Below are 12,044 nucleotides of genomic sequence, written 5' to 3'. Positions count from 1 at the left end.
ACGCACACTCCCCCACGTGATCGACGCGCCGGACCGGCGTCCGCTCGACGAGTGGCTCACCGGCGCGTGGCCGGAGCTGCTCAGCCACTTGGACCGGACGGGAGCGGTGCTCTTGCGCGGGTTCGGTGTTCCCGACGTCGACGCGTTCCGCCGCGCCGTGACGAGTGCGACGCCGGACCTGCTCGACTACGAAGAGCCGTCCACGCCTCGCACCGAGCTTTCGGGGCGGGTGTTCACGTCGACGGAGTACCCAGCGGACCAGCAGATCCCGCTGCACAACGAGATGTCGTACCGGCGAAGCTGGCCGCAGTACCTGTGGTTCTGGTGCGGTGTGGCGGCCGAGACCGGCGGGGCGACCACACTCGCCGACTACCGGCGTGTGCTCGACCGCCTGTCCGACCCCGTGCGCGAGGCGTTCGCGAGCCGCAACGTGATGTACGAGCGCAACTACAACACGGGATTCGACCTGACCTGGCAGCACGTGTTCCGCACCGAGGACCGTGCCGAGCTCGCGGATCGGCTGCGCGAACAGGGAATCGAGTTCGAGTGGCTGGACGACGATCGCCTGCGCACCAGGGAGGTCGTGGAAGGCGTGCTGACTCACCCGCGCACGGGCGTGGCGAGCTGGTTCAACCAAGCCAATCTCTTCCACCCGTCCGCTCTGCCGCCGGATGTCCGTGCCGCGTTGCACGACGCCCTCGGCGAGGACGGCATGCCCAGGAACGCTCGTTTCGGTGATGGCACACCGATTCCTGACGACATGCTCGACGAGATCCGCGCGGCCATCGACGCGGAGACCGTCCGGCCACCGTGGTGTGCCGGGGACGTTCTGGTGGTCGACAACCAGTCCATCGCGCATGGCCGTGAGTCGTTCACCGGCCCGCGACAGGTGTGCGTGGCCATGTCCGGGATCGCCCGGTCACGCCTCGCCGAGCACTGAGCCGGGGGGAAGCGAGAAATGTCTGCACCCGATCCCATCGAGTGGCCGATTCCGCCGGTGCCGGACGGCACCGGCCACGGCGAACTCGTCCGTGATCTCACCGCCGCACAGCGTCTCAGCTCGGACGACGCGATGTGCCTTGTCGTCTGGCGCCTGGTGCTTGACCGGTTGTTCTCGTGGGCCGATGTGCCGGTGTCACTGGGCTCCGGGCAGTACTGGGACGTTCGGTTGCGGCCGGAGACGTCGATCTCCGCCCTCGTCGCCGAGGCACAGGCCGTACCGGACATCGCTGAGAACCGGCAACCCGGCCGGATCCGGTTCGCCGGTCCAACGGAAGGCGCAACTCTCACCCTGCGCGTGACAGAGCAAGCGGTTGTGCTCGGTTATGACCGCGCCCTCGTTCCGCAACACACCGCCGAAGAGCTCATCAGCTGCTTCGTGTCCCTTGTGGACAGTCTTGGGACACATGACACGGTGGCCGACGCACGGGTGCGGCTGCGCGGCATCATTGTCGGCCGCAGGCCTGAGCACGTGGACATCCCGCGTGATGATCGCAGCGGGGCAGACGCGTTCTCGGCGGCACTGCGGGCCGGTCCGGACCGGCCCGCAGTGCGACACCACGACACAGTGCTGTCCTACGCCGAACTGGCCGAACGGGCAGGCGGCGTGGCTGAATGGTTGCGAGCGCACGGGATCGGAGAATCCGGTGTCGTGGCCACCGTGCTGGAGGCGTCGGCGGCGCCGGTCATCGCCGCGCTGGGCAGCTGGGCGGTGGGAGCCGCGTACGCGCATCTGGCCCCAGGCGATCCGGATTCCCGCATCACCGATGCTCTCGCGCAGATCAACGCGGACGCTGTCATCTGTGACGAGTCCTCAGCGCCCAGACTCGCCAGAGTGGGCATTCCGCTGCTGCGGATCGCCGATGCCGGGCGGGCGCCGTACCGGCCGGTTCCTTGCCGGGCCGACGACCGCGCCTATCTGGTGTGCACATCGGGTTCGACCGGGAGACCGAAGGTCGTGGACGTCCCGCACCGTGCGCTTGTCGGATACGTCGACGCGCTGCTCGACCGGATCTCGTCGTCCACTGTGGAAAGTTTCGGGATCACCACGACGTTCGCCTCCGACCTCGGCAACACCAGCGTGTACGGAGCGCTGTTCGCAGGTGCTCGGCTGGATGTCTTCGACCGGGATGTCGTCCTCGACCCCGTCGCGCTGCGCACCGAACTGGACCGCTATCCGGTCGACTGTCTCAAGGTCACGCCGTCCCACCTGGCCGCACTGGCGACCGGCGGTGACCTGGCCGCGGTGCTGCCCCGGCGGGTCCTCATCGTCGGCGGCGAGTCGTTCCCGCCCACGCTGGCGCGCCACATCCTCACTGCCCGGCCGGATATCGCCCTGTACAACCATTACGGCCCCACGGAGACGACCATCGGCGCGCTGACCCATCACGTCCGGTCAACCGGTGGCGAGAGGATCCCTGTCGGTGCGCCGCTGAACGGTGTGCGTGCATCCCTTGTGGACGGAGTGGGCGAACCGGTGATCGACGGAGTGCCGGGGATGCTGTGGCTGGGCGGCCGGGGATTGGCGACGGGATACTTCGGCGACCCGGCGGCGACTGACACCGCGTTCACCCGCTCGACTGACGGCATCCGGTGGTACCGAACAGGTGACCGGATGCTGCGCAACGCCTCTGGCGAGCTGGAGTTCCTCGGCCGTGTCGACCGGCAGCTCAAGATCAGGGGGCATCGGGTCGAGCCGGGTGAGATCGAGGCCGCGCTGACAGCGTTGCCGGGCGTCGCGGACGCGGTCGTGACCGCGGACGAAGGTGAGCTGGTCGCCTACGTGGTCGCGTCGTCCGTCTCGGTCCTCGCGCCACTGCGGAACAAGCTGCCCGCCACCCTGATCCCGCAGACCGTGCACCTGGTGGCCGCGATCCCGTTGACCGCCAACGGGAAAGCCGACCTCGCCCGGCTGCGTGCACAGGTCCTTCCCACCGCCGCACGGGAAACCGACGCGCCGCGCACCGGCACCGAGCAACTGGTGGCCGAGATCTGGCAGACCGTGCTGAAGCGGTCCGGGATCGGGCGGCACGAGAAGTTCCTCGAAGCCGGCGGCGACTCGCTCAAGTCGCTCGTGGTGTACGGCAAGCTGCGCAAGCACTATCCGGCACTGACCATCGCGACGCTGTTCAAGCACCCGTCGATCGCCGGCCTCGCCGCCGCTCTCGACGACGCTACGCCCGCCGACGCCAGGATCGCCCCAGCCGTGGTGGAACTGTGAGCGCCCCGCCGCGCGCGGTCGCGGTCGTCGGGGTCGCCTTCGAGCTGCCCCAGGTCCAGGACTGGGCGGACATGGCGGATCTGCTGGCGTCGGGACGGGACACCGTCCGGCCGCTGCCGGAGTCGAGGGCCAAGGTCACCGGCGTGGTGCCCGGTCCGGCCGACCGGGAGGCCGGCTGGATCGAGGACGTCGCCGGTTTCGATCACCGCTATTTCGGCATGTCCCGCGCGGAGGCCGAGTTGACCGACCCCAGGCAGCGCCGCGCGTTGCAGTTGGCGGTCGCGGCGATCGGCAACGCCGGCTACTCGCCGCGGGAGCTGCGCGGCGGGCGGGTGGCCGTGTACGTCGCGGCCAACGGCGGGCCGCGGACCGATCTGTACGACCTGCTGCCGGCGGTGACCCAGGACAGTGGCCCGGCCTGGGTCGGCAATCTGCACGCCAACGCGGCGGGCCGCATCGCCTACGTGCTCGACCTGCGTGGCCCCGCGCTCGCGGTGGACACTGCGTGTTCGTCGTTCCTGGTCGCCCTGCACGAAGCGCGGATCAAGCTCGCGCTTGGCGAGGTGGATTTCGCGCTGGTCGGCGGATTCGCCCTGCACCTGGGTTCCCCGCCGCAGCGGATGGATGACGAGCACGGCCTCGGCGTCGAGTCACCGACTGACAGGTGCAGGCCTTTCGATCACCTCGCCGATGGTGCGGGCTACGGCGAAGGCGGCGGTTTCGTGCTGCTGAAAAGGTTGAAAGACGCACAGGAGGACGGCGACTTCATACACGCCGTCGTCCGTGGAACAGCAGTGAACTCCGACGGCGGACGCGGGAACGGTCTGACCGCTCCCAGCCCACACGCCCAGACCGAGGTGATCAAGGCGGCGTGGCGCGACGCCGAGACCGCCCCCGCCACAATCGGGTACATCGAGGCGCACGGCACCGGCACCAGGATCGGCGATCCACTGGAGATCGAGGGACTGGCCGACGCTTTCGCCGGCGCGTCACACCCGCACGGCTGTGAGATCTCCTCGGTGAAGGCGAACTTCGGGCACCTTGGCGCGATGTCGGGCTTCGCCGGTCTGGTCAGCGTCCTCACCCGCTTCAGGACGGCGACGTTCTTCCCGACCGCCGGGTTCACCGCACCGAATCCGTTGCTTCCGTTGGAAGGCACACCCATTCGCATCGCGCAGCGCGTCTCGCCCTGGGAGTCGCACGACACACCGAGGCGGGCGGGAATCAGTTCGTTCGGCCTGTCCGGGACCAACGCGCACGCCGTGGTCGAGCAGTACGTGACGCGGCCCTGGCCGGACACCACCGGCGCGAGGGTGGTGGTGCTGTCCGCGCCGACCCCGGAGTCGTTGCGAGAGCATGTCTCCGCGACACGCCGGGCCGTCGACGCCGTCGGCACCGACCTCGACGCGGTGAGCTGGGTGTCGACAACGGGCCGGGAACACTTCGCCTACCGCTGTGGCTGGCGTGTGTCGGACACCGCGGAACTCATGGCCCGGCTCGACGAGGTGACGGCGGGTGAGTTCACCGTGCCGGAGCCGGTGTCCGTGGTCTTCGCGTTCGGCTCCGGCGACGCCGATCAGTCCGATGTGGACGCACTTGCGCGCGCGTACCCCGGATTCCGCCGGGTGGCTGAACAGGCCGGGAAGCCCGTCGGCGCGAACGAGGTCGCCGTCCTGCGCATGGTCGGCGAGTACGAGGTACTCGGTGATCTCGCGATCCACCCGGACCTGGTCCTCGGCCACGGAATCGGGACGGCCACGGCCCGGTACGCCCGCGGCGAGGCGGGACTGCGCGAGACCATCAGTGCGGCAGGCGCCTTGGCGCACGCAGCGGCACCAGACCGGCAGCGGCTGACTCAGGCGCTCGCGGCGGTCAGTAATCCGCTGGTGGTCGACCTCGCTCCTGGCAGCGCGCTGTCGTGTGCGTTGTCGGAGTTGCTGCCTGCGGACCGGATCGTGCGAGTCGACCAGGCAGCAGGTCCACGGCAGTGGTTCGATCCGGTGCTGCTCGCACTGTTTCTCGCGGGCCGAACTCCACGGTGGGAGCAGAGCGACGACGTGCCCCGGCGTCGCGTCGAACTGCCGGTGGCGCCACCCGACCAAACGCCGTGCTGGCCGGGCACCGTCGCGGCGGAGTCCATTGCCGAAGGTGAGCGGCCGGTCGGGCCCGCTGACGTCGTGCTCACCGTGGTGCGCGAGGTTCTCAAGGAGCCAGGGCTCACCCTGCGGGACGATTTCCTGGGCGCGGGCGGCAACTCGGTGATCGGCGTCGAGGTCGTGACCCGGCTCAACGACTGGTTCGGCATCGACCTCGACGTGCTGGACCTGTTCGACAGCGCCGATCTCGCGGCGCTGGCCGACACGGTCCGCGACCAGACTCCAGCCGCTTCCCGCCCCGCGGCCGTGCTCACGGCACAACCGGCCGAGTCCGTGGAAGGCCCGCTGTCCGGCCAGCAGACCGCCATCTGGGCGGCCGGCCAACTGGCGGATGACAGCGCGACCTACGTCGTGCCGGGTGCGCTGCTGTTCGACGAAGAGGTCGACGCAGCGGCGCTCATCGGGCGGCTTGGGCGGATGATCGACCGCCACCCGATGCTGCGCGCCACGCTCGCAGACGGGCCGGACGGGCCTGTGCAACGTATCCTGCCGCGACTCGACGTTCCGGTGACAACGACAGAGCTCGACCTGCGAGACGTGCCCGCGGACGCGTTCAACGCCGTGCTGTGTGAGCGGCTGACGCCGCTGGCGTGCGCGCCTCTCGACCCGAACACCGCTCCCAGCGTGAAGTTCACCGTGGTCCAGGTCGACGCCGCGGACCGCCGCCGCACGGCGCTGCTGTTGTCCTTCCACCACCTGTTCTTCGACGGCTGGAGCTGGCGGCCCGTGTTCGCCGAGTTGTCCGGCACAGCGGTCTCCCCCGTACGCGCCTACCTCGACCACGTCCGCGAGCAACACTCCACAATGGACTCCGAGCGTGGCGGGGAACTGCGGGACTTCTGGTCGACGTACCTGAGCGGCGCTCCGGCCGAGATCGACCTGGGTTTCCTGGAGCGCGAGGGGGTGGACCAGGTCGACGACTCGATCACGGTGACCGTGCCACGACCGACTCATCAGAATCTGGTCCGGTTCGCGCGCGAACAACGGGTGACGCTGCACATGGTGTTGCTGTCAGCATGGGTGGCGTTGCTGTGGCGGCACAGCGGACAGCGAGATCTGCCGATAGCCACCCCGGTCGCGAACCGGACCCCGGCCGACGCGGACGTCATCGGCTGTTTCGTCAACACAGTGCTCACCAGGGTGCGTCTTCAGCCGGACCAGCCGGTACGAGCGCTGCTCGCCGAGGTCAGGGCAAGGACTCTGGCCGCGCTGGCGCACCACGAACTGCCGACCGACGCGCTCATCCGGGCCGCACGTCCCGCAGGCGACGGCGGGCCGATCTCCAACGTCATGTTCGACTACCAGAGCGGCGTGCAACCGCTGCGCAGGCTGGGCACCGACGGCCCCGCGGTGCAACTGCTCGACGTCGGGCCGGTTGGAGCGAAGTTTCCGCTGAACTTCAGCTGTATCGACTACGACAACCGCCTTGACGTGCGCCTGGAATACACCGACGCGGCCGCTCGCGACCTGGCGGCGGAGTATCTCGCCCTGCTTGACCGGATCACCGATCCGGACGCGGATCTCTTCCAGCTCTTCGGCGAGGACACCGGTACCGCGTCGGCTACCGAGCCGGCACTGCCGGACTTCCAGTTCTGAGCAGAAAGGCGCACGATGCACAGCACCACCGCGCTCGCTGCGGCCGCCCCTGCTCTGGCCGACCGCGAGTTCTGGCTGGAGCGTCGCGACGAGCTGCGGGCGGCAGCCGTCGCCACGGCCGATGCGGTCGGCGTGTCGGTCGCCGACACCGGCGAAGCACACGCCGAGCTACCCCCGCCGGTCGCCCGCAGGCTTGCCGAGGTCACCGGCGGCGAGCCGCTGCTGCGGTGGACGGTGGTCGCCGCCGCCGCCGCGCTGACCGCGCGCAGGTTCGGCATCGCGGGCCAGATGCTGTTGCTGGCAGGCGATCTGCCGGTGATCGCCCCACTTGCTCCACTGTGGACTTTCCGGGAGCTGCTCGGCGCGGTCCGGGCGGGGATCGGACGTGCCCGTGCCCACCCTGATCTGCCGAAGGCGATCGCCGAAGTGCTGGCCGCCCACCCGTTGGTCGCCGTACACGAGTCCGGACCGCGCCCCGCAGCCGCAGTGACCATCTCGTTGCGGGACAATGGGGTCGAGGTGTCCGGACGACTGTCGGCCGCCCGCGCCCGGCACCTTGCCGACAGCATCGCCGAGGTGATCGCACGCGGGCTCACCGCGCCGGACACCCGCGTGGCCCGAATCGGCGTCATGTCGCCCGAGCGCACCGCTGTTGTGATCGACGGCTTCAACGACACGCCCGGCCTGCCGCCCGCAGCGCCCTACCGGGAGCAGGTGATCGCCCATGCCCGCGCTCGACCGGACGCGATAGCGTTGCGCGACAAGGACACTGAGATCGACTATGCGCGGCTGTGCCGGTCCGCGGCGGGTGTCGCCGGCTGGCTCCACGCGGCCGGTGCTCGTACCGACGACGTCGTCGCGGTCGTCGGCAGCCGAAGCGCGTGGTTCGTGACCGCCGGGGTCGGCATCCTCTTCGCGGGCGCGGCCTATCTCCCCGTCGACGCGGCGACTCCGCCGGAACGGCTCAAGCGTGTCCTCGAGGGTGCGTGCGCTGTGATCGCCGACGATGGTCAGCAGCTACCGGACAACCTCACGCAACCGGTCCTGCGGCTCGGTGAGATCGAAGGCCTGCCGGTCACGGATCCGTCGATCATCGACCTACCGCACGGCCGCGCGCTGGCGTACCTGATCTTCACATCCGGCTCGACCGGTGTCCCCAAGGGCGCCGCGCTGGAGCACCGGTCGTTTCTGAACATGATGGCGATCCGGGTACAGAACTGTGATCTGCGGCCTGGCGTCGAACTCGCCCAGACCGTGCCGCTGACCTCCGACGTGTCGGTGTGGCAGATGTTCGCCGGTCTCACCGCGGGCGCCTGCGTGCACGTCGTCGACGACGACACGGTGCGTTCGCCGGAAGCACTCACCGCGCTGACCGCGGCGCGCGGATTCGAATATCTGGAAGTCGTACCCGCCCAGCTGGAGTTGCTGATCGACCACCTGCTCGACGATCCCGGCCGCGCCGCGGCGGTGCGGGCGGTGCTGCGAGGAATCATCTGCAACGGCGAGGTGCTCGGCACCGACCTCGCCCGCCGGTGGCACGAGTTGATGCCCGGGATCACCTTGTTCAACGCCTACGGTCCGGCCGAGTGCACCGACGACAACACCCAGGGCACGGTCCTCGAGACCGACGGCGCCACGGCCACCGTCGGCCGGCCGCTGTCCAACATCCGGGTCTACGTACTGGACCGGGACTGCCAGCCTGTCCCGCCAGGCGTGCTCGGCCAGATCCACATCGGCGGGCTCAGTGTCGGGCGGGGCTACTTCCGCGCGCCCGGCCTGACCGCCACATCCTTCGTACCGGACCCGTTCTCGCCCACCCCCGGGGGCCGTATGTACCGGACCGGCGACCTCGGCCGGTGGCGGCCGGACGGCGAGCTCGAGTGCCTCGGCCGGGCCGACGGCCAGGTCAAGGTGCGCGGCCGCCGGGTCGAACTCGGCGAGATCGAACACGTCGTCGAGTCCGGTCCCACGGTGGCCAGGGCGGTCGTCGAACTCGTCGGCGGCGACGGTGTGGCCCGGCTGGTCGCGTTCGTGACGCCGATGCCTGGCGCGACACCGTCCGCCCAGACGGTGCTCGAACACGCGCGGCAGCACCTTTCCGACTACATGGTTCCGTCCGAAGTGCTCGTCCGCGACCGGCTTCCGTTGAGCAGCAACGGCAAGGTCGACCGGAAGGCACTGCGTGAACTGGCCAGGCGGCACCTGGCCGACACGGCCGCGCGCGGCGATCAGGTCGCACCGCGCACCGAGGTCGAGCGGCTGCTGGCCGATCTGTGGGCCAGGCACCTGAAGCTGCCGTCGGTCGGGGTGCACGACGACTTCTTCGCCCTCGGCGGCGACTCCATCATCAACATCCGAATCCTGCAGGCGGCCGGCCGGGAGGGCGTCGCACTGCGGCCCAAGTACATCTACGACCACCGCACCATCGCCGAGCTGGCCGCGGTCGCACGCGCACGTGACGCGGTCGCCCAGGCGGTGGCGGACGGCGAAAGCGCACCGCTCACACCGATCCAGCGGTGGTTCTTCCACCAGGACTTCAGCGAACCGCACCACTGGAACCAGTCCTACTGCCTGCGCGCCACCCGGCCGCTGGATCCCGGGGTTCTCGCCAAGGCACTGGGAGCGCTGTCCCGTACGCACGAGCAACTACGCGTCCGGTTCACCGGCGACGAAGAGCTACGGCAGGTCGTCACCCCAGCCACCGGCGTCGTGCTCTGGCAGGCCCGCCCAACGTCCACACCGGACAGATTCGAGTTGGTCGTCGACGGTACGGTCGTCGCGACCGGCACCGTGTCGGATCTTGCCGACCGGCTGCACGCGTCGCTGTCCCTTGACACAGGCAGACTTTTGGGCGCCTTGCTCATCGACGACGATCCGGACGGGCCACGGCTGTTGCTCACCATCCATCACCTCGCCGTCGACCGCGTCTCCTGGCTGGTGCTACTGGAGGATCTCGCTTCCTACTACCTGGCCATCGCGGGTGGCGACGAGCCATCCCCTCCCCCACGTACGGCGGGGTTCGTGCATTGGGCGCGGGCTCTGGCCGCGCAACCCGACCCGCACCACGCTCAGCTTCCCCAGCAGGACGAGGTGTTGGTGCCGGTGCACGACGAGGTGCCCAACCTGGTCGCGGATCGGCAGACGGCCGTCGTGGACTGGGATCACGACGCCACCACCCGGCTCACCCGGGTGGCAACCTCGACCAGCGACGAGGGCTTGCACGCGGCGCTGGTGGCCGCCTTGGCCCGCGCGGCGGCTGTCACCTGGGGCGAGGGCACTCTGCCGATCGAACTGGAAGGCCACGGCAGGCTGGAGTCCGACCGCCTGCCCGACATCAGCCGCACGGTCGGCTGGTTCACTGTGCTCAGCACCCTTCCGCTGCCCGCGCGGCGGGACGGACAGCCCGCCGCGGAGGTGGCGGCAGCGGGCGATCTTCTCGCCAGCGTCCGGCACGAGGCGATGGCGGAGCGCACGGCCAGCCCGCAGATCGCGTTCAATTTCATGGGCCGGGTCGACTCGTCGTCCGACGATCCCGACGAGTTGTTCACCATCACCGACGACATCGGCTGGAAGTGTTCGCCCAAGGGACACCGGCCGCTGGAGTGGGAGATCAACGCGGGTGTCGTGGACGGGCGGCTGACCGTCCACATCGAACACGTCCCGGCCCGGCATCCCGACGGCACGGTCGAGGGCTTCCTTGACGCCTTCCGCGCGTTCCTGGCCGAGTTCGCCGCGCAGACCCCCAGCGGGGAACTGGTGGACGATCTCGTCCCGCTGACGCCCACCCAGCTCGTCTTCTTCGCACGCGAACTGCCTTCGCCCGACCGCTACAACCACGCGGTGCTGCTTGCCCTTCGCGAACCGGTGAGCACGCAACAGGTCGAGCACGCCGTGGCCGCACTCGTCGAACGGCATCCCGCGCTACGGACGCGGATCGTGTGGACGCCACGCGGGCCCCGGCAGGGCGCGGCCGATGCCGCGAATGCCATCCCGGTGACCGAGGTCGACCTGCGTGGTGCCGGCGCCGACCTTGCCGGGGCGGTCGAACGAGCGGCGGACGAGCTGCATGGCGGGATCAACCTGCGGACCGGCCCGATCGGCCGGATCGGGTTGATCCGCACGCCGGACAGCACCGCCGACGAGCTGCTTGTGGTGCTGCATCACGTGATCATGGATCCGTTGTCGTGGGACATCCTCGTGCCGGAGCTGTCGGCGCTGCTGGACGGGCAACGGCTCGATCCGCCTGGTCCCGGCTATCACGACTGGGCGCGCCGGTTGGCCGAGTACGCCCGCAGGGCCGACGCCGGCGCCGAGGCCGCCCGGTGGCTCGGCCAGGACTGGACGGACTGCGTTTCCTGGCCGGACAACAAACTTCCGGGCCTCGAGGAGCACACCGGGACGGTGTTCTCCGAGTTCGACGTGGACGAGACCGACGAGCTGCTGCGCTCGGCCCGGCTGGCCAGGATCACCCCGTTCGAGCTTGTGCTGGTCGATCTCGCCCGCGCCGCCGAGCTGTGGCTGGGTGACCGGCCCGGCGGGCACATACTGATCGAACTGGGCGGGCACGGCCGTGAGGACCTGTTCGCCGACCTTGACGTCAGCACCACGATCGGCTGGTTCACCACGTCGTACCCGTTCCGTCTGCCGTTGCCCCGCGGTCGCGACCAAGCCGACCACACCGCCGAGGTGGTGGACGCGATCCGTGCGGTGCCACGGCGCGGGTTCGACTTCGAGCTCGGCAAGTACCTGCACCCGGATCCGGACGTGCGGGCAGCGCTCGACGCGATTCCGTCGCCCCAGTTGCGGTTCGACTTCGACGGTGAGCTCCGGTTCGCCAACGCGGCCGCCGACGGCGCGACACCGATGCTGTCAGCAGGCCGAACAGCGGGAACCGGCCGGTGGAAGTCGCCGGACACCCGGCGTGAGCACCTGCTTGACGCGGTGGCCTACGTGCACGATGGCCGGCTCAACGTCAGGTGGCAGTTCAGTACGGACGTTCTCGACCCCGCCGACGTCGCGGAGCTGGTCGACCTGTTCGCTCAATCGTTGCGATCACACGGCAGGAAATGAGG

Annotated in this window: 4 protein-coding genes; all 4 read left to right on the top strand. The window is 69.8% G+C overall.

Annotated elements, in window-relative coordinates:
- Positions 1-16: 16 nt before the first annotated feature.
- The 4 genes from B9C43_RS51560 to B9C43_RS51545 are packed head-to-tail and all read left to right on the top strand — an operon-like array spanning position 17 to position 12,042.
- Positions 17-940 (top strand): TauD/TfdA family dioxygenase, encoded by a 924-nt coding sequence (locus tag B9C43_RS51560; RefSeq protein WP_051898016.1) that lies wholly within the window; start codon positions 17-19, stop codon positions 938-940.
- An 18-nt stretch (positions 941-958) separates the two neighbouring features.
- A complete protein-coding gene (locus B9C43_RS51555) occupies positions 959-3,220 on the top strand; it encodes a non-ribosomal peptide synthetase (RefSeq protein WP_084434568.1) in 2,262 nt (753 codons plus the stop codon).
- Complete coding sequence (locus tag B9C43_RS51550; RefSeq protein ID WP_143447205.1) at positions 3,217-6,972, top strand: beta-ketoacyl synthase N-terminal-like domain-containing protein; 3,756 nt, start codon at positions 3,217-3,219, stop codon at positions 6,970-6,972. Before B9C43_RS51555 ends, B9C43_RS51550 begins: the two co-directional genes overlap by 4 nt.
- A 15-nt stretch (positions 6,973-6,987) precedes the next feature.
- On the top strand, positions 6,988-12,042 hold the full coding sequence (locus tag B9C43_RS51545; protein WP_084434567.1) for a non-ribosomal peptide synthetase: 5,055 nt from the start codon (positions 6,988-6,990) through the stop codon (positions 12,040-12,042).
- The last annotated feature ends 2 nt before the right edge of the window (positions 12,043-12,044 follow it).

The sequence above is a fragment of the Kibdelosporangium aridum genome (genome assembly GCF_900176515.1).
In the GTDB taxonomy this organism is placed as follows: Bacteria; Actinomycetota; Actinomycetes; order Mycobacteriales; family Pseudonocardiaceae; genus Kibdelosporangium; species Kibdelosporangium aridum.
This window is presented reverse-complemented; position numbering and strand designations above follow the sequence as displayed.

Bases quoted from the DNA above. Each gene is read 5' to 3' on its own strand.
- B9C43_RS51555 (WP_084434568.1), top strand. From the start codon at position 959: ATGTCTGCACCCGATCCCATCGAGTGGCCGATTCCGCCGGTGCCGGAC.
- B9C43_RS51545 (WP_084434567.1), top strand. From the start codon at position 6,988: ATGCACAGCACCACCGCGCTCGCTGCGGCCGCCCCTGCTCTGGCCGAC.